16 protein-coding genes, 1 tRNA gene and 1 pseudogene are annotated in these 18,593 nt (G+C 33.9%); 11 read left to right on the forward strand and 7 right to left on the reverse strand.

Annotation, left to right across the window (positions count from 1 at the left end; all coding sequences use genetic code 11):
* The first annotated feature begins 18 nt into the window (after positions 1 to 18).
* The gene (locus JX000_RS00765) at positions 19 to 831 is read left to right on the forward strand and encodes an alpha/beta hydrolase (protein WP_107533065.1); all 813 of its coding nucleotides are present in this window, start codon (positions 19 to 21) and stop codon (positions 829 to 831) included.
* A 59-nt stretch (positions 832 to 890) separates the two neighbouring features.
* On the opposite strand, the gene JX000_RS00770 is transcribed toward JX000_RS00765, so the two are convergent.
* Positions 891 to 2,456 (reverse strand): YfcC family protein, encoded by a 1,566-nt coding sequence (locus JX000_RS00770; RefSeq protein WP_145506494.1) that lies wholly within the window; start codon positions 2,454 to 2,456, stop codon positions 891 to 893.
* A gap of 236 nt (positions 2,457 to 2,692) precedes the next feature.
* Here JX000_RS00770 and JX000_RS00775 point away from each other — a divergent pair, with 236 nt between their 5' ends.
* From JX000_RS00775 to JX000_RS00785, 3 genes are read left to right on the forward strand one after another with little or no spacing between them, the layout of a single operon-like run.
* On the forward strand, positions 2,693 to 3,103 hold the full coding sequence (locus JX000_RS00775) for a MerR family transcriptional regulator (RefSeq protein ID WP_145506491.1): 411 nt from the start codon (positions 2,693 to 2,695) through the stop codon (positions 3,101 to 3,103).
* Positions 3,100 to 3,645, forward strand: a complete 546-nt coding sequence (locus JX000_RS00780; RefSeq protein WP_145506488.1) for an NAD(P)H-dependent oxidoreductase — start codon at positions 3,100 to 3,102, stop codon at positions 3,643 to 3,645. The genes JX000_RS00775 and JX000_RS00780 overlap by 4 nt, the downstream gene beginning before the upstream one ends.
* Before the next feature lie 26 nt (positions 3,646 to 3,671).
* A complete protein-coding gene (locus JX000_RS00785; protein WP_145506485.1) occupies positions 3,672 to 4,172 on the forward strand; it encodes a GNAT family N-acetyltransferase in 501 nt (166 codons plus the stop codon).
* Positions 4,173 to 4,273: 101 nt separating this feature from the next.
* Here the strand turns inward: JX000_RS00785 and JX000_RS00790 are convergent, their stop codons facing one another.
* Positions 4,274 to 6,532 (reverse strand): ATP-binding cassette domain-containing protein, encoded by a 2,259-nt coding sequence (locus tag JX000_RS00790; protein WP_075778285.1) that lies wholly within the window; start codon positions 6,530 to 6,532, stop codon positions 4,274 to 4,276.
* Between the two features lie 384 nt (positions 6,533 to 6,916).
* Between JX000_RS00790 and lip the strand changes: the two genes are divergently transcribed.
* Both lip and JX000_RS00800 read left to right on the forward strand, forming a co-directional pair.
* Positions 6,917 to 9,160: a YSIRK-targeted triacylglycerol lipase gene (lip, locus tag JX000_RS00795; protein ID WP_002452386.1), complete on the forward strand. Its 2,244-nt coding sequence runs from the start codon at positions 6,917 to 6,919 to the stop codon at positions 9,158 to 9,160.
* Between the two features lie 304 nt (positions 9,161 to 9,464).
* Positions 9,465 to 9,791, forward strand: coding sequence for a cell surface protein (locus tag JX000_RS00800; RefSeq protein WP_145506479.1), 327 nt, complete (start codon positions 9,465 to 9,467; stop codon positions 9,789 to 9,791).
* Positions 9,792 to 9,898: 107 nt separating this feature from the next.
* Here the strand turns inward: JX000_RS00800 and JX000_RS00805 are convergent.
* The 3 genes from JX000_RS00805 to JX000_RS00810 all read right to left on the reverse strand — a co-directional run bounded on the left by JX000_RS00805 (position 9,899) and on the right by JX000_RS00810 (position 10,434).
* A tRNA-Ile gene (locus tag JX000_RS00805) sits at positions 9,899 to 9,988 on the reverse strand.
* A gap of 120 nt (positions 9,989 to 10,108) precedes the next feature.
* On the reverse strand, positions 10,109 to 10,240 hold the full coding sequence (locus tag JX000_RS12230; protein WP_002452383.1) for a hypothetical protein: 132 nt from the start codon (positions 10,238 to 10,240) through the stop codon (positions 10,109 to 10,111).
* Between the two features lie 50 nt (positions 10,241 to 10,290).
* On the reverse strand, positions 10,291 to 10,434 hold the full coding sequence (locus JX000_RS00810; protein ID WP_186364173.1) for a hypothetical protein: 144 nt from the start codon (positions 10,432 to 10,434) through the stop codon (positions 10,291 to 10,293).
* Positions 10,435 to 10,813: 379 nt separating this feature from the next.
* Between JX000_RS00810 and JX000_RS00815 the strand changes: the two genes are divergently transcribed.
* Positions 10,814 to 11,983, forward strand: coding sequence for an MFS transporter (locus JX000_RS00815; protein WP_107546413.1), 1,170 nt, complete (start codon positions 10,814 to 10,816; stop codon positions 11,981 to 11,983).
* A 52-nt stretch (positions 11,984 to 12,035) separates the two neighbouring features.
* Here the strand turns inward: JX000_RS00815 and JX000_RS00820 are convergent, their stop codons facing one another.
* Positions 12,036 to 13,571 carry a bifunctional metallophosphatase/5'-nucleotidase gene (locus JX000_RS00820; protein WP_145506476.1) on the reverse strand — a complete coding sequence of 512 codons (1,536 nt, stop codon included), beginning with the start codon at positions 13,569 to 13,571 and terminating at the stop codon, positions 12,036 to 12,038.
* 39 nt (positions 13,572 to 13,610) lie between these two features.
* Positions 13,611 to 14,789 (reverse strand): annotated as a pseudogene (locus tag JX000_RS00825) (DNA-binding protein); the annotation flags it as partial.
* A 227-nt stretch (positions 14,790 to 15,016) separates the two neighbouring features.
* Between JX000_RS00825 and JX000_RS00830 the strand changes: the two are divergent.
* From JX000_RS00830 to phnE (JX000_RS00845), 4 genes are all read left to right on the forward strand, one after another.
* On the forward strand, positions 15,017 to 15,973 hold the full coding sequence (locus JX000_RS00830) for a phosphate/phosphite/phosphonate ABC transporter substrate-binding protein (protein ID WP_145506470.1): 957 nt from the start codon (positions 15,017 to 15,019) through the stop codon (positions 15,971 to 15,973).
* Between the two features lie 175 nt (positions 15,974 to 16,148).
* Positions 16,149 to 16,922, forward strand: a complete 774-nt coding sequence (phnC, locus tag JX000_RS00835; RefSeq protein ID WP_002452377.1) for a phosphonate ABC transporter ATP-binding protein — start codon at positions 16,149 to 16,151, stop codon at positions 16,920 to 16,922.
* Between the two features lies 1 nt (position 16,923).
* Complete coding sequence (gene phnE / locus JX000_RS00840; RefSeq protein ID WP_145506467.1) at positions 16,924 to 17,724, forward strand: phosphonate ABC transporter, permease protein PhnE; 801 nt, start codon at positions 16,924 to 16,926, stop codon at positions 17,722 to 17,724.
* The gene (phnE, locus tag JX000_RS00845; RefSeq protein WP_145506464.1) at positions 17,721 to 18,536 is read left to right on the forward strand and encodes a phosphonate ABC transporter, permease protein PhnE; all 816 of its coding nucleotides are present in this window, start codon (positions 17,721 to 17,723) and stop codon (positions 18,534 to 18,536) included. The genes phnE (JX000_RS00840) and phnE (JX000_RS00845) overlap by 4 nt, the downstream gene beginning before the upstream one ends.
* Positions 18,537 to 18,593: the final 57 nt, after the last annotated feature.

An 18,593-nucleotide genomic window follows, 5' to 3' on the forward strand; every position in this document is an offset into this window, starting at 1 on the left:
GACTAAAGGGGGATGACAATGAATTATATTAAATACATTCAATCAGCAGACGGTACTAACCTATATGCGAAGGTCAACGAGGTATCGGAACCAAAGGCCAATATCATTGTTGTTCACGGTTTAGCTGAACACCTTGAACGCTATGATCATATCACTACATTTTTAAATGATAATCAATTTAACGTCATTCGTTACGATCAACGTGGACACGGTCGTTCAGAAGGAAAACCTGTATATTATAGTAATAAAGATGAAATTGTGGAAGATTTAGATGCAATGATTCAATTTGTGAAAGAAACATATAAAGGTAATGTTTATCTTATTGGACATAGTATGGGCGGATATACAGTTACATTATATGGTACAAAACACCCTGGGCTTGTCGATGGTATTGTCACTTCAGGTGCATTAACACGTTATAACCTGAAATTATTTGGAGAACCTGACCGTAGTCAACCAGAAGATAAATATTTACCGAATGAACTTGGTGATGGTGTATGTTCAGATGAAGATACGATTCGAAAGTATGAATTAGACGATTTAGTTGCTAAAGACATCTCTTTTGGATTAATTTATACATTGCTTGATGGCGTCAAATTATTAAAAGCACAAGCAGCATCGTTTACTGATCCTATATTGATATTACATGGCAAGGAAGATGGACTTGTGAGTTATCAAGATTCTCTTGAATTGTTTAATGATATTAGTTCCGAACATAAATCAATGCATATTTATGATGGACTAAAACATGAAATATTTAATGAATCATCATATAATCAAAGTATTTTCCAGGAAATAGTAGACTGGTTAAACCATCATGTATCACAATAGAATGAAACCGGGATAGTGCTATGAGGGCACATATCCCGGTTATTTTTATATTAAATCGATTAATGTAATAAAACTTGTGCGACTAACATGCCACCACCAAATACAAGTACAAAGACGACAACAGGCCATACAAAACGGAACCAATGAGAATAACGCATATTGAGCATTTGTAATGTTGCCATGACTAAACCTGTTGGTGCTAAGAATAGCATTGCATATTGTCCAAATTGATAGGCAGATACAATAGTATATCTAGGAATACCAACTGTATCAGCTAGTGGTGCGAAAATAGGCATCGCTAACACAGCTAATCCAGATGATGATGGAATAATAAATCCTAGGAAGAAGAAGATAAATAATAAAGCGATTATAAATAATGGACCTTGAATATGTTCTACGAGTGAAGAAGAAAAATGTAAAATCGTATCTGAAATGCGACCATTATTTAATACTAAGTTAATGCCACGTGCTAATCCGATAATGAGTGATACCCCAACTAAACTGGAAGCACCTTTGACAAATTCATCTACGACACCTTGTTCACCTAAACCATTAGGGCCAGTTGCAGTGAGTAGCATGATAATAATGGTAAAGATAAGGAATGCAGAAGCCATTGTTGGGAACCACCAACCTTGTGACATCACACCCCATACCATGACTGGGAAAGGAATCACAAAGAGTAGTAAAATTAATTTTTTACGCATTGTAAATGATTGTTGTGTGGTATCGTGCTGCATTACAGACCATTGTTGATCAAATTCGTCTTTGTCTTCGTAACTATAAGACGCGGTAGGATCTTTTTTAATTTTTTTACTATACCAATAGAGGTAACCAATAACAAATAGTGCTCCGATAATACAACCAGCAATACGCCAATACAAACCTTCAGTAAATGTCGTGCCGGCCGCATTAGATGCGATGACGACTGAGAATGGATTAATCGTAGAGAAGGTCGAGCCCATCGAACTTGCTAAAAAGATAGCCCCAACACAAACAATAGAGTCATAACCCATAGCTAAAAAGATAGGGACAAGTATAGGATAGAAAGCCACAGCCTCCTCCTCAATACCACATAAAGTACCACCTAGAACCATTAATATAGATACAAAGAAGATTAATAAAAATTCTCTGCCTTTAGTCTTTTTAGTTAGTGCTAGTAAGCCAGATTCAAATGCACCACTAGCTTGAACGACACCAATTAAACCACCGAGTACTAAGATGAATACCATAATATCAGCAGCTTCAATCGTACCATTTACCATACTACTCGTAATATCAGACAAATGAGCAGGGTGTTGATCTAAGCGCTCATATGTATTGGGAATGGATACAGGTTTATTAATCGCACCTGAAGTAAATTGATCAATATCAATTTTGACACCCATCTTATCTAGTTCATGTTGTGTAGCTTTGTGTGTTTCAACTTTACCTTGCGGACTTTCGACCTTTAATACATGATCATCATAAGATAATTTAGAGTAAGAACCTGCAGGAATCATCCAAGTTGCTAAAACAGCTAAAATCGTTAAGATGAATAAAATTGCAAATGCACCAGGCATTTTTAACTTAAACTTTCTTTTTGGTGAAGATGTATGACCATCGTTCATCGTGTGTTCCGTTTCCATTAAATCTCCTCCCTATACATACTTTGTTAGTGAATAATTATAAATAAATATACATATAATTTCAAACAAATTAAGCATAACATTAATTATGAAAAATAATGAGGAAAAATTAACATTTACAAAGAAAAAATATTTAAGAATTGCTAGAAGTATAATTCATATACTTTTTAAAAAATCAATTGACCTTAAAGTATGCTTTAATGATAATGTAAAATTACAAAATAAGGAGTGGTTTTATGAATATTGATAAAGTTTCCGAAATATCTGGTCTTTCTAAATCCAAGATTCGCTATTATGAAGAAATGGATTTAATTAAAGTTCAAAGAAAGGAAAATGGTTATAGAGATTTCAAAGAAGAAGATATTCAACTATTGAAAATAATTAATGATTTGAAAAGACTGAATCTAAAATTGAAAGATATTGAATATATTATTTCATTATTTCAAAAACCAGTAACACAAAGTTGTAATGATGAATCTCAAATATTCCTGGATAATATAATCCAAATAATAAAAGACAATATTGATGAACAAATTCAAATTTTAAAAAGAGTAGAAAAAATAAAAATTATGTCTGAAAACATGAAATATGAAGAAAATAAATCTAAGATTTTAGATGAATTATCGGGATGGAAGGAAAATATATGATTAGTTTAATTTATGCTGGAAATGAAAAAGGTAAATGTAAAGAAATTCTTCAAAGTGTTGAAAAAATACTTTTAGATCAAAACTATCAAAAATTTAATTTGCAAAATGACCAACATGAAATTTATTCCCTTAGCAAGGGATATCATACGAAAATGTCTGAATATCAAATTAGAAGTATAGAAAAATTGAATAAAAGTGAATTACTTATTTTTATTTATCCATTATATTGGTTGAATTTACCAATGATATTAAAAGGGTTTATTGACATGGTATTTTGGCCAGAATATGCCTTTAGTTTTAAGCGGAAAAAATATTTTAAAAATGGACTTTGGAAAGATAAAAGAGCAATCATTATTTATACTTTAGGTGGTAGTGAATGGTTTCATATATTACAAGGTAGATTAGGGTATAGAGTCATGAAATACCCATTAAAGCTTGCAGGCATTAAAAATATTAAACATTTCTATATAGACAATTTGAATAAATCCACTAGTGATAGGAATGTAAATAAAGTAATCAAAAAAATTGAAAAAGTATTATAGTTGATTTAATAAATGGAGGGATGGCAATGATAGAAACAGAACATTTAAAATTAATACAACCGTCTATGAAATATGTAGAGGACTTATTTCAATTACATACTAATGACGAGGCGACAAGATATACACCTTTAGGTCGCCATGAAGATATTGAAGATACAGCACATTACATTCAACAATGGGACCAACATTGGCAAGATAATCAATTTGGTTATTTCTTGATTCAACCTAAAGATAAAGATGTGGTAGTTGGTATCATGGGGTATGAATATAGAACGATAAATGACCAACGCTTTTTAAATCTTTATTACCGATTACTGCCAGAATATACTGGTCGTAATTATGCATATGAAGCGATTAGTCGAATTGATGAATGGATGCTAAGTAGAGATAATGAGACAACGCATATTGTCAGAACCAATATACAAAATGTTCCGTCCATTAAACTGGCTCAAAGATTGGGATTTAAGAGGGATAAGGAATGGGACGATATCATCAATAAAGGGGACATATGTCTTTTTAAAAGTTAATAAAGAAGCTCACTCTGACTAAGCTGTTATTAAATCATGTTAGCTAAAAATAACCAGTACGTTTTTGTCTTCACGTACTGGTTTCGTGTGCCGTTGATATACTATTGTTCGATATATCTTCTTAAATGTTTAGCAGTTACAGATTGTTTCACATCAAGTAAGCCTTGTGGTTCGCCGCTATAAAGTAGTTGTCCGCCTTTATCACCTGCATATGGACCGATATCGATAAACCAATCCGCTTGTGTCATCATCGTTAAGTTATGCTCGATTAGGATTACTGTGTTACCTTGATCAATCAAATGGTTGAAACATTCGATGAGTATGGGAAGATCGTCTTCATGAAGACCTGTCGTAGGCTCATCAAAAATAAATATGGCATCATGTACCGTTTCTGTTAAATATTTACTCAATTTAACACGTTGTATTTCCCCACCAGAAAGCGTATCAAGAGATTGTCCTAGTGTCATATAATTTAAGCCAGTATTTGCTAAAGCTTGTAATGGTTGAACAATGTGCTTATCATTTTTGAATTTTTCGATGGCTTCTTGGACAGTTAATGATAAAATATCAGCAATTGAGTAGCCATCAACTTTGGCTTCAAGTACTTCGGGACGATACCTTGTACCACCGCACATTTCACATGTTTGAGAGAAGTCAGGCATAAATGCCAACTCCGTTTTAATAATGCCCTTACCGTGACATTCGGGGCAGGCACCTTCAGAATTATAACTGAACATACTTTTCTTAAGGCCAGTTTGTTGACTGAAGAACGCGCGCACGTCATCAAAGATATTTAAATAAGTTAGCAAGTTTGAACGGTTTGATGCGTGGGCAGGTTTTTGGTCTATGAAAATCGCATGGCTATCTTTTTCAAATGCTGATGTAATTAATGAACTTTTACCTGAACCTGCTACACCAGTTACGACAGTCATTGCATGTTTAGGCAATTGCGTTGTGATATGTTGCAAATTATTTTTAGAAATATCATTAATCTCTAACATATCATTGTTTGATCTAATGTCATCTTTTAAAGTATGTGTACGATGAAGTGCTTGGCCGGTACTCGTTTGAGATTTGAGTAAATCTCTATAAGTGCCTTCAAATGTAATCTCACCACCATCTTTACCAGCTAATGGTCCAATATCTATAACATGATCGGCGGTCTTTATAACATCAGGGTCATGTTCTACAACAAGTACTGTATTACCTTTATCTTTTAAAGATTGTATTAAGTCGTTAATACGTTGAATATCCTCAGGATGAAGTCCAACACTTGGTTCATCGATAATATAGACAAGGTCACTGAGTGGACTGTTCAAATGTCTGATGAGCTTAATTCGCTGTGATTCACCACCAGATAAGGATGTCGTTTCTCGTGATAAAGTTAGGTAGTTAAGACCAACATAGCTCAATGATTTAAGTTGTTGTTTGAGTGGTTCGATAATAACTTGTGCTTTGGTCGATTCAATCGTTTCTAAAAACGCTAAAGCATCATCAATTTGTAAATCGGTAAAATCAGCGATATTCATACCATTGATTTTACAACTTAATACTTTGTCATTAAGTCGTTTGCCTTGGCATGACGGACAAGCATGTTGACTTACAACACGTTCAATATCTTTCGCAAAGCGCTTCTTTTCAAAGTTATCATTTAATAAAAAGGAACGTCTAAATCTATGAATTAATCCTTCAAACTTTGCAGTTCTAGGCCAATTAGCTGGCGGATTTTTAAGTTTTGTTGGTTCTGTGTATAAGAACGTGTCCAATTCTTCTTTAGTATAATCTTTTAATTTTTTATCATTATCAAATAAACCTGTATATAAATAACGTTTTCCTCTCCAACTGTCAGGACGAAATGATGGAAAGTTAATCGCATCTTCATTTAAAGATTTATCAAAATCAAGCAGTTCATTTAAATCAATATCTTCGACATAGCCTAAGCCTGAACATGTTTCGCACATGCCTCGTGTATTATTAAATGAAAAGACATCTGAGTACCCGACAAATGGTTCGCCAATACGCGACCATAATAAACGTACAGAAGCATAAATATCTGAAATTGTACCTACTGTAGAACGCGAATTTCCACCTAAGCGTTTCTGATTAATAATCATTGCAACGGGTAGATGTTGAATTTGATCAACTTCCGGTTTGGAATATTGGCTTAATTGATGTTGGATATAACTCGAATAAGTTTCATTAAGTAAACGTTCAGATTCGGCAGCTAATGTATTAAATACTAGGGAAGACTTACCTGAGCCGGAACGCCCTGTAAATACAGTTAATTGATGTTTAGGAATGGTGACATTGATATTTTTTAAATTATTTTGTCTGGCACCAATGACTTTGATATCTGACATGTGTTTCACCTCTTAATACGATATTACCCTAATATGTATTTTCAATTCGTTATGGATATGTATTCAAACACATTCATTTATCATTAGATCAAGTGTGTATAGTTACAAAAAGATAAAATTTGTATAGAATTGGATTTGATTATTGACTTTTCAGACAAATTTTCGTAACATTTTAATCAATTACTAGTTAAAGTAAGTGTAAGTGATGATGTCGAAATTTTTTATTTTAATATTATTGTAAGCGCTTACCAATAAATGAAAGGATGGTTCTTATGAAAGCTTGGTTTACAAAATTAATTGAGTTTTTACCACGTGCAATTGTCAATTTATTCATCTAGTTATTTAGGATTGGTTTAAAAATTAAATAAAATAGAGGTGCCGAATATGAAAAATAGAGAAAATAAATATAGTATTCGTAAATTTAGTGTAGGAACATCTTCCATTTTAATCGCAGCATTATTATTTATTGGTGGAGGTTCTGCTCAAGCAGCTGAAAATCAAGATAAGGGAAATGTTGATTCAGAAGCACAACAAGCACAATCTATTGGGGAACAACAGGGAAATGATGTTAAAAATGAACAAACAAATCAATCTAGTGAATTAAAAAAACAAAACGATAGCGTTGAAGCACAAAATGACAATCAACAAGATGCAACACCAACAAGCTTACATAAAGAAACATCTGAGAAAGATACTACACAAACGTCACAAGACAATACTGAAGAGAAACAACCAAAAGATGCAACAGTAGAAAGTGATCAATCAGTTGATCAAGTACAACAAGATGTTAAAACAGCACCTAAAGAAAAAACAACAGAAGATCAAGCAACAAAGTCTGTTGAAAAACCAGATACTACAACGCCAAATCAAAAAGACAAAGCTAATGGTAAAGCAGTAAAAGAAGAAACGCCTACGCCTAGTCCAAAGGCGCAAGATAAAGCATCATCAACTCAAACACATCAACATGATGTAGATCCAGAATTTAATAGCAGACATAAAGCTTCACAAGTGGATCCAGAATTTAGTCATAAGCAAGCGCAAAAGAAAGCTGATGTAGATTCAGAGTTCAATAAAAATCATAAAGCGCAACAAGTAGATCCGGATTTCTCTCGTCGTCATGCTACAGAAAAAGCGACTCATGCTACTGTGAATAAAGAAAAATCGGATGCCACAATTAATCAAAAAGATCAACATAAAGTGACAGCACAATCAGTTGATCAAACAGCAACAGCTCCGAATCAAACTGATTCATCTCAAAAATCAAAACAAAAGCAACCTGTCTCTCTTGATCAATTAGAAAAAGATTCACCATTATTATCAAAAGATAATCCAAGTAAAAAAGATAAGGAACAAAAAGACGGTTTACAAGCACTGAAATCAAACTCAGTTGCTACATTAAATAATCAGTCTAAAAATAAAGTAGCTGTAGCAGATAAAGATCAAACAAATAAGAAAGCCAAACAACAACAGTATAAAAATCATGATCCAATCATTCTCGTTCATGGATTTAATGGATTCACTGATGATATCAACCCAGCTGTCTTATCACATTATTGGGGCGGCGATAAAATGAACATTCGCCAAGATTTAGAAGAAAACGGCTACAAATCATATGAAGCAAGTATCAGTGCTTTTGGTAGTAACTATGACAGAGCGGTAGAACTCTACTACTATATCAAAGGTGGTCGTGTAGATTACGGTGCGGCACATGCTGCGAAATATGGACATGAACGATATGGTAAAACATATGAAGGTGTATATAAAGACTGGAAACCAGGACAAAAAGTACATTTAGTTGGTCATAGTATGGGTGGACAAACGATTCGCCAACTTGAAGAACTTTTAAGAAATGGTAACCAAGAGGAAATTGAGTATCAGAAGAAACATGGTGGTACAATTTCACCATTATTCAAAGGCAATAATGATAATATGGTTTCTTCAATTACAACACTTGGTACACCACATAATGGTACACATGCTTCAGATTTATTAGGTAATGAAGCGGTTGTAAGACAGGTTGTTTATGATATTGGTAAAGCCTTTGGTAATAAAGATTCAAGAGTCGACTTTGGTTTATCTCAATGGGGCTTAAAACAAAAACCAAATGAATCATATATCGATTATGCTAAACGCGTGAAAAATTCTAATTTATGGAAATCACAAGACAATGGTTTCTATGATTTAACTCGAGATGGTGCAACAGACTTAAACCGTAAAACATCATTAAATCCCAATATTGTTTATAAAACATATACTGGTGAGGCAACGCATCCATCACTATTTGGTAGACAAAAAGCAGATTTAAACATGTTCTTACCATTTATTTTAACTGGCAATGTGATTGGTAAAGCAAACGAAAAAGAATGGCGAGAAAATGATGGACTTGTATCTGTGATTTCTTCACAACATCCATTTAATCAAAAATATACACAAGCAACAGATAAAAATCAAAAAGGTATTTGGCAAGTAACACCGACGAAACATGATTGGGATCATGTTGACTTTGTTGGACAAGATAGTTCTGATACAGTAAGAACTAGAGAAGAGTTACAACAATTCTGGCATGGTCTAGCAGATGATTTAGTACAAAGTGAAAAGCTAACATCTGAGCAAAAAGCACAAGCATAATCAAAAACGCTATACGTTAAATAGAGAAAGGAGCATACGCTATGACTGCAGATTTCTTCCAATTAATCGGTTCATTCTTCAAAGTATTAAAAGAATTATTTAAGTAATATATGAGTAAAGTACCTAATACGCTATATGAGCATGTTAGGTACTTTTTTAATATGAAAAAGCAATTGAATTTAAATATCTAAATTTAAAAAAGTAAAAAATATGTAAAGAAATATAAAAAATAAATGATTTAATTATAAAAAGTTGTTATGATAAAGATGTGTCAATAATTCACTTTTGGAAGGAGATTTTAAAAATGAAAAAAATGACAATGTTAGCAGGTTCGGTACTAGCAGGTACACTCGCAGTTGCAGGTGTATCTGGTGTGGCAGATGCAAGCTCAGTACATAAAACTGCCAAACATCAACAACAAACAACTCAAGGTGACCGTCCTTATGGTGGTATTGCTCCTAAAGGTATGTCAGAGAAACAATATGAAGAATTAGAAAAGAGATTACCGAAAGCAAGTGAAGTATCAACTAAAGAATATAATCAATTACTTGATAAAGAAACACAACGCATTGCAGATAAATATAATGTGACGATTCATGCACCACAAAAAACATTCCATCCACATCAATAATTCATAAATAATAAGGCGTCTCGCACAATGCGAGACGCCTTTATTGGTAAATAAAAAAGACCTGAGACATAAAGAAATGCCTCAGGTTACAATAATATACTCAGTAGCGGAGGGAGAAGGATTTGAACCAACGCGAGCACGAAGCTCCTACCAATCATAAATGATTGGCCTCTTAAGCCAGACTTGAGTATCCCTCCAAATCGATTAACAATAAACAGTATATAACTATCTATAGTAAATGTAAAGATAAATGGATTAAAATATTAAATATTTGTAGAAACGTGCAATATTCTATAATAATAAATTTAATTTTATAGTTAAATCAATCCTTTAACTATACGAATCAAGCCATAAATGAGTTCAGGTATACTTTGAAATAGAATTTCATAGGTTGTCTCTTTTAGAATGTCCACTTTTCTTCTTTTACCATTTTTATTTTTTGTTGCCAAAATCTATCCCTCCAGTTAAGCATCATCATAATAAAAGTTAAATGCACACTTTAAAACAATGAACGAATTAGACGCATAAGACCACCTACCATTTCAGGTAAAAAGTTAAACATGTCTGTCCAAAATGAGCGTTTAGTTTGTTTTTCATCTTCTGCAATTACTTTTTCGTCTTGCTGGTCTTGTTGAGATGTCATTGTAGTTACCCCCATATTCATCGTCTTATTGATTCCATTTCATTATAACGTTCATTTAGCATCTATCATAATAAGATGGGGTTATATGGGCTAGTCCAATCTATTTCATATTTGTCACATGATTGTCGAAATTTAATCATATACATGATGATGTATAGAGATTCAATTTACAATGAAATGATATTAAGACGATAGTGCTTTAGAATGCCTAATCCCAAATTGTCTTAATCTTAATATAATGAAAATGAAATGAAAGCTTATGAAAACTTGTATTGAAGAATTCGAGAAATTTCTATATACCTCTTCACGTTGTTCAAAATCTTTTGTAGTATAGCACTCATGTTGATTTTTTGAATGAAACGAAAAGGGGGAAGCAGTGATGAGAGAAAATAAAATGATGTTTTTTATTTTTATGTTAGGTACATTTACTGTTGGTATGGCAGAATATGTTGTCACAGGATTACTAACACAAATATCTGATGACATGCATGTATCTATTTCAAGTGCGGGACTGCTTGTGAGTGTTTATGCGATCAGTGTGGCAGTGATTGGTCCATTCATGCGTATATTTACGATGAAAGTCCATGCGCATCGCCTGTTACCTGTGCTTGTAGCTATATTTATCGTGAGTAACTTAGTAGGAATGTTAGCGCCTAATTTTAATGTGCTTTTATTATCAAGATTAATGTCTGCAGCTATGCATGCACCGTTCTTTGGCGTTTGTATGAGTGTAGCAGCGGCTGTTGCACCACCAGCTAAGAAACCGCAAGCAATTGCCTTAGTTCAAGCGGGTCTAACGATAGCAGTCATGATTGGTGTGCCGTTCGGATCATTTTTAGGTGGCTTGGCTAATTGGAGAGTTGTATTTGGTATCATGATTATCTTAGCAGTGATAACGATGTTAGGTATGATGAAGTTTACACCACACGTTTCATTAAGCGCAGAAGCCAATATTTCTAAAGAATTAACCGTATTTAAGAACCCACACATTTTAATTGTGATTTCTATCATCGTATTTGGTTATTCAGGTGTGTTTACAACTTATACGTTTATGGAACCAATGATTCATGAGTATGCACCTTTTAAAATAATTGGATTAACCGTATGTTTATTCTTATTTGGACTAGGTGGTGTAATTGGTAATTTAGTTACAGGTAGTGTACCAGAACACGCTTTAACTAAATATTTATTCTATACGTTCTTCTTATTATTTATTACTATTATCTTATTCGTTACTTTTGTTCATTATGCAGTATTAGCATTACTCATTTGCTTCTTGTTTGGTTTTGGAACATTTGGTACGACACCACTATTAAATAGTAAAATTATTTTAAGTGCACATGAAGCACCATTACTAGCAAGTACGCTTGCTGCTTCCATATTTAACGTAGCTAACTTTATTGGTGCTATACTTGGTTCAATATTATTATCAATCGGATTACCATATATGACGATTACGTTCATATCTGGTGGCATTATTATATTAGGTATCATACTCAATACTGTAAATAATGTTTACGAGAAAAAGCACATATCATTTCATAACTAATTGAAAACCCTGTTCGACACATGATCGAGCAGGGTTTTCTCATATTTTATCATTACGTTTCAACTTTAAAATTGACGACCTCAGGAATATGAGAATTTGAATGTTCTTGAAGGTAATCGATAATTAATTGTGCACCGTCAATTTGGATATCTTTAACAACTGGTGCGTTGGTGTACATATCATATTGACCACCACCCACTGAACGATAGTTATTCACACAAATTGTATAGGTCTTATCAAAGTCTAATGATTCACCATTGAATTGAATATGTGCTACACGTTGTCCTCGGGGTTGACCAGCATGAATCGTGTAGCTTACACCGGCGAATATATCATAATTAAAATGTTGGGGTTTCGGTTCCATAAAATCTTTACTGATAGTGATTTCTTCATGAATAACATCAAAATATTCAGCAGAGCGCTCAATTGCAGCTTTAATATCGGCACCACTCACACGTAATACTTTAAATGTATTTGGGAAAGGATAATTGTTAATAACATCACGCATTGTAACGTGTTTTGTAAAACCAGTTGCTGAATCAAATAAGGCTGTACATGCCATATCGGCGCCACTCTTAGCTAATAAGACATAATTTAAAAAATTAATAAATGGATGTGGTGCTACACGAGCGTCAAATGCATCATCCACAATCATTTCATTAGGTAGTTCAGCAATCTGGGTATCGAGCCAGTCTTCTAATTGGCTTCTTAAATAGCGATCATCTTCATTAATAACAAAGTCATCATCATCGCTAACCGGTAACAAACTACATGACGCAATGCGTTCATGAGTGTCATCGTTGAAATTCAGAACGACTTTGCCTATAGATCGACCTCGTGTACCAGGTTGGATGACTGCCGTTTGGTTGAATAACGTTGCGATATCTCTATGTTGATGACCTGTGATGAATATATCAATATCATCACAGAAGTGTTCTAAAATTGCATAACCTTCATTCTCACCTGTTTGCGCTTCGGTAGGGTCTCCAGTTTCTAAATCTTTTTCAAAGCCACCGTGATAGCTCACGACAACGAAGTCTGATTGGCGGCGTACTTCGGGTAGCCAACGTTGTAATGTTGTTACGGCACTTTCAAAGGTGAGTGACTGGATGTGTTCAGGTTGTTCCCAATGAGGGATATACTGCGTCGTTAATCCAATCACGCCAATTGTTTTACCATTAACATCGAAATAGTGAATGCCCTGATGCGTGAGTAATTCACCATTCTCAAAGATATTGGCACATAACACCGGATAGTTTAGACGATTCAATGCATCTTTCAAATAAGGTAACCCGTAGTTGAATTCATGATTACCTAGTGTACCAAAGTGAAAGGACATATGATTATAGAAATTGACTAGAGGCTGACTATTCTTGATATGAGAGACGAGATAATTACAAAATGGTGAGCCTTGTAAAAAATCGCCATTATCAATTTTAATATGATGTGCGTAATGTTGTTGGTCTTTTTCAATTAAATGATTAGCCAACAATAAGCCCATAGGTAGGTATTGGTCTCTTTTGGAGAAATCTGTTGGAAATATGTAACCATGTATATCGCTCACTACGTAAAACGCAAGTTGTTCCATAAAATATCACTCCTCTTGTTGATCATCTTATGCGGGTTAATCTGTTTGGGTATTGTGTTGATGTTGACTTCCATAACTGCCAGCTTTAAAGGTTGAAGGATCATACCATTTATAACCTGATGGTGGTTGAGACCAAGGTTCCTTTTCAGGTTCAGTTGACTGTTGAGGCTGTTCAAACTGATGTAACGTTGTTTTACGATCCAGTTTGATTATACTATCTTTTAAAGATGTTGAAGTATCTTCTTTACTCATCCATTGAGTAATGTTAGTTAATAATTTTCCATTATCTTCTTCATGAAAACCATTGTATGTTTTTTTATTTTCACCGGTATCTTCACGTTTGTATTTTGGTGAACGATCTTCTACTAAGGAGGAATCTCCGATAAATACTGCTTTTCCTTTACCTAGTTTAGAAATGGCAACATATGGACCTTCTTCAACACCGCCATTATTGTACACCCCTTGATCGACAGCATGGGACCATTTATGTTTAGACGATAAATGCGAAGGTGTGTACACGATACCTTTAGCTTTATTAGGGTCAGTAATAGCTAGTGTACAACCTGCATGCATCGATACAGAATCGATCCCTTTGGTAATGCCCATACTTTCGTCTGATGACACTATATTTTTAGTATTCATATCTCCAAGGGCATTATAGCGAAAACGTACACCAAATTGATTAGAAAGCCAATCAGAACTTTTAACATCTTGCATTGCTTTAGAATGCTTCTCGTCATTTGTCATACCTTTAGACATATCATCGAAAGCGCCACGTCGATAACCATTCATCGCTTCCGAAGAATCAATTCTATTTAAATTTCTATCTGCATTATAGTGGTCTGATATGAAAACAACTTTACCACCTTGTTTTACATAATTAGCAATAGCTTCTTGTTCGCTTTTCTTAAATGGTACATTTGCTTCAGGGATGACTAATATCGCTGCTTGATTTAATGTTTGTTCATCGATATTGGCTTGGCCATCAATGTCTTTAACTTGATAACCCTGTGATTTAAATGAATCAGCATAATCAGAAAAAGCACCGTCACTTGTCCAGTCGGCAGCGCCCGCTGTTTGTGCATGTGATCGATCAAATAATACTATTGGTTCATCTTTAGACGTAGGATTGGTTTGAGCTAATGTCATAGGTATAGCAGTGAAGAGGCTGCTTGCTAATATGGATGAAACTACAATACTTTTATATATTTTTCTCATAAATGATACTCCTTTAATAATTTTTTCTAATTATGAATTATAGAATATCGACGTTTACATTGTGTAGTATTTAATAAAATTTACAAAACCTTTAAGCGTATTTAAAAATGTGTTATTAAAATTCATTTTAATATAATACAAATTTACTTTAATATGTGATAATCTATAAGTGTAATTTTATTATATACATATTACACCAAATACGTATAAGAAGGGACAGTTATTAGATGAAAAAATTGAAGTATTTATTGATTCTTGTTTTATCAGTCACTATGTTTACGGCAGCATGTGGAAACTCAAGCTCTTTAGATAATCAAAAGAGCTCTGACAAAGGTTCAGATTCTAAATCTGGAGATTATAAACCAAAAGAATTAACGGTACAATTCGTACCTTCACAAAATGCAGATAAATTAGAAGCGAAAGCGAAACCACTTGAAAAACTTCTGTCTAAAGAATTGGATATGCCAGTTAAAGTATCCGTTTCTACCAACTACAATACAATTGTAGAAGCCATGAAATCTAAAAAAGTAGATGTCGGCTTCTTACCTCCTACAGCTTACACATTAGCACATGATCAAAAAGCAGCAGATTTATTATTACAAGCACAACGTTACGGTGTGAACAAAGATGGTTCACCTAACAATAAACTTGTGGATGACTACAAATCAGAAATTTTAGTAAAAAAAGACTCAGATATTAAAAGTTTAAAAGATTTAAAAGGTAAGAAAATTGCTTTACAAGATGTAACTTCAACGGCAGGTTACACATTCCCATTAGCTACATTAAAAGAAGAAGCGGGTATTAATGCAACTAAGGATATGAAAATCGTGAACGTTAAAGGCCATGACCAAGCTATCATTTCATTATTAAATGGTGATGTAGATGCAGCAGCCGTATTTAATGATGCACGTAATATTGTTAAGAAAGACCAACCAGATGTATTCAAAGATACTAGAATTTTAAAACTTACGGATGCCATTCCGAATGATACGATTTCTGTAAGACCAGATATGGATAAAAAATTCCAAGATAAGTTGAAAAAAGCATTTAAAGATATTTCAAAAACTAAAGAGGGACACAAAATCATTAAAGAAGTATACTCACATGAAGGTTATACTGATACAGATGATTCTAAATTTGATGTTGTTAGAGACAATGAAAAAGCAGTTAAAGATATGAAGTAATGCATACAGAGACTACATTAATAAATGAAGCGCGTCATATTGATGCAAATATAGTTCAAATGACTTAAACAAAGTACATGACTTTGAAATGCTAAGTGTTGAATTGGATAAATTATTGGGAGAGGATAATATTCAATTCACCTTAGTATTTCTTTGTAAAAGAAAGGTGTCAAACATGAGTCAAATAGAATTTAAAGATGTCAGTAAGGTTTATCCTAACGGGCATGTCGGATTAAAAAATATTAATTTAGAAATAGAAAAGGGAGAATTTGCGGTTATTGTTGGCTTATCTGGGGCAGGTAAATCTACGTTACTTAGATCAGTCAATCGTCTCCATGATATTACCTCTGGGGAAATTTTCATTCAAGGTCAATCGATAACGAAAGCACGAGGTAAAGAATTACTTGAAATGCGCCGAAACATTGGTATGATTTTCCAACATTTTAATCTAGTCAAACGTTCTAGTGTATTGAGAAATGTATTAAGTGGGAGAGTAGGCTATCATCCGACTTGGAAAATGGTGCTTGGGTTATTCCCTAAAGAAGATAAGATTAAAGCGATGCATGCACTTGAGCGCGTAAATATTTTAGATAAATATGATCAACGTTCGGATGAACTTTCAGGTGGACAACAACAACGTATTTCAATTGCGCGTGCCTTATGCCAAGAATCTGAAATCATATTGGCAGATGAACCTGTAGCATCATTAGACCCCTTAACAACGAAACAAGTTATGGATGATTTAAAGAAGATCAATCAAGAATTAGGCATTACGATTTTAATTAACTTACACTTTGTCGATTTAGCAAGAGAATATGGTACTCGTATTATTGGATTACGCGATGGTGAAGTGGTCTATGATGGGCCTGCTTCTGAAGCGACAGATGACGTCTTTAGTGACATTTATGGACGATCAATTAGTGAAGATGAAAAGCTGGGAGTGAATTAGTATGACCGCACCAGTACAACAGAATTATGATACATATTTAAAGCGGGAAATGTCGCTCAAGACAAGTTTTACATTTGTATTACTCATTGTGTTAATTGTTTGGAGTTTTATTTATACAGGTTTTAATGTTGGGGACTTAATGGTTGGCTTACCTCAAATAGGTGATTTGTTTGCCCAAATGATTCCACCTGATATGAGCTACTTAAGTCAAATTACACAACCCATGTTAGACACAATTAGAATGGCGATTGTTAGTACTGTATTAGGAAGCATCGTGTCTATTCCAGTTGCATTATTATGCGCCAGTAATATAGTACAGAAGAAATGGATTAATATACCTGCACGATTTATTTTGAATATTGTCCGTACGATTCCAGATTTACTACTTGCGGCGATATTTGTTGCTGTGTTTGGTATTGGTCAAATTCCTGGTATTTTAGCGTTATTTATTCTAACGATTTGTATCATTGGTAAGCTATTGTACGAATCTTTAGAAACGATTGACCCAGGTCCTATGGAAGCGATGACGGCGGTAGGTGCAAATAAGGTGAAATGGATTGTTTATGGTGTAGTGCCACAAGCGATATCATCATTTGCCTCATATGTACTTTATGCATTCGAAGTGAATATACGTGCTTCAGCTGTGCTAGGTTTAGTAGGTGCGGGTGGTATTGGATTATTTTACGATCAAACGTTAGGTCTATTTCAATATCCGAAAACAGCTACGATTATTTTATTCACGCTGGTTATCGTAGTCATCATTGATTACGTTAGTACGAAAGTGAGGGAACAACTCGCATGACGACTAAAGAAACGCAATATCCATTACACACTAAAAATCATCGCAAAAAGTTGATTAAACAGTGGCTCATTGCAATTGTAGTAGTGAGTATAATTATTTGGGCTTTTTCAGGTGTGCCTAGTTTAGAACTCAAAAGTAAATCTATTGAAATATTAAAAGCGATTTTTAACGGTTTGTTTCACCCAGATTTAAATTATATTTATATTCCTGAAGGCGAAGATTTATTAAGAGGGTTATTAGAAACATTTGCTATTGCAGTAATTGGTACTTTTATAGCGGTCATTATTTGTATTCCGCTTGCATTTTTAGGTGCTCAAAATATGGTGAAGTTACGACCTGTTTCAGGAATAAGCAAATTTATACTTAGTGTTATTCGAGTATTTCCAGAAATTGTCATGGCATTAATCTTTATTAAAGCAGTAGGCCCTGGCTCATTTTCAGGTGTTTTGGCACTCGGTATTCATTCTGTTGGTATGTTAGGTAAATTATTAGCAGAAGATATTGAGAGTTTGGATTTTAGTGCCGTAGAATCTTTAAAAGCAAGCGGTGCTAATAAAATGAAGACGTTAGTGTTTGCAGTTATTCCCCAAATTTTACCATCATTTTTATCATTAATCCTTTATCGATTTGAGTTGAATTTACGTTCTGCTTCGATTCTTGGCTTAATAGGTGCAGGCGGTATTGGGACGCCACTGATCTTTGCAATTCAAACACGTTCTTGGGATCGTGTAGGTATTATATTAATTGGACTAGTAGTCATGGTAGCTATCGTTGATTTGATTTCTGGTGCAATACGTAAACGTATCGTTTAAATAAGCAGATAGGCTAGAGTTTCTCATTATGGGAAACTCTTTTTTTTATGAAGCATT

It is taken from the genome of Staphylococcus sp. SB1-57, from assembly GCF_017086425.1.
Taxonomy (GTDB): domain Bacteria; phylum Bacillota; class Bacilli; order Staphylococcales; family Staphylococcaceae; genus Staphylococcus; species Staphylococcus warneri_A.

What these genes read in the sequence shown, in the direction of transcription:
- lip (WP_002452386.1), top strand. Translation starts at nt 6,917, where the DNA reads ATGAAAAATAGAGAAAATAAATATAGTATTCGTAAATTTAGTGTAGGA.
- JX000_RS00775 (WP_145506491.1), top strand. Translation starts at nt 2,693, where the DNA reads ATGAATATTGATAAAGTTTCCGAAATATCTGGTCTTTCTAAATCCAAG.
- JX000_RS00785 (WP_145506485.1), top strand. Translation starts at nt 3,672, where the DNA reads ATGATAGAAACAGAACATTTAAAATTAATACAACCGTCTATGAAATAT.
- JX000_RS00815 (WP_107546413.1), top strand. Translation starts at nt 10,814, where the DNA reads ATGAGAGAAAATAAAATGATGTTTTTTATTTTTATGTTAGGTACATTT.
- JX000_RS00820 (WP_145506476.1), bottom strand. Translation starts at nt 13,571, where the DNA reads ATGGAACAACTTGCGTTTTACGTAGTGAGCGATATACATGGTTACATA.
- JX000_RS00765 (WP_107533065.1), top strand. Translation starts at nt 19, where the DNA reads ATGAATTATATTAAATACATTCAATCAGCAGACGGTACTAACCTATAT.
- phnE (WP_145506464.1), top strand. Translation starts at nt 17,721, where the DNA reads ATGACGACTAAAGAAACGCAATATCCATTACACACTAAAAATCATCGC.
- phnC (WP_002452377.1), top strand. Translation starts at nt 16,149, where the DNA reads ATGAGTCAAATAGAATTTAAAGATGTCAGTAAGGTTTATCCTAACGGG.
- phnE (WP_145506467.1), top strand. Translation starts at nt 16,924, where the DNA reads ATGACCGCACCAGTACAACAGAATTATGATACATATTTAAAGCGGGAA.
- JX000_RS00780 (WP_145506488.1), top strand. Translation starts at nt 3,100, where the DNA reads ATGATTAGTTTAATTTATGCTGGAAATGAAAAAGGTAAATGTAAAGAA.
- JX000_RS00810 (WP_186364173.1), bottom strand. Translation starts at nt 10,434, where the DNA reads ATGACATCTCAACAAGACCAGCAAGACGAAAAAGTAATTGCAGAAGAT.
- JX000_RS00790 (WP_075778285.1), bottom strand. Translation starts at nt 6,532, where the DNA reads ATGTCAGATATCAAAGTCATTGGTGCCAGACAAAATAATTTAAAAAAT.
- JX000_RS00800 (WP_145506479.1), top strand. Translation starts at nt 9,465, where the DNA reads ATGAAAAAAATGACAATGTTAGCAGGTTCGGTACTAGCAGGTACACTC.
- JX000_RS00830 (WP_145506470.1), top strand. Translation starts at nt 15,017, where the DNA reads ATGAAAAAATTGAAGTATTTATTGATTCTTGTTTTATCAGTCACTATG.
- JX000_RS00770 (WP_145506494.1), bottom strand. Translation starts at nt 2,456, where the DNA reads ATGGAAACGGAACACACGATGAACGATGGTCATACATCTTCACCAAAA.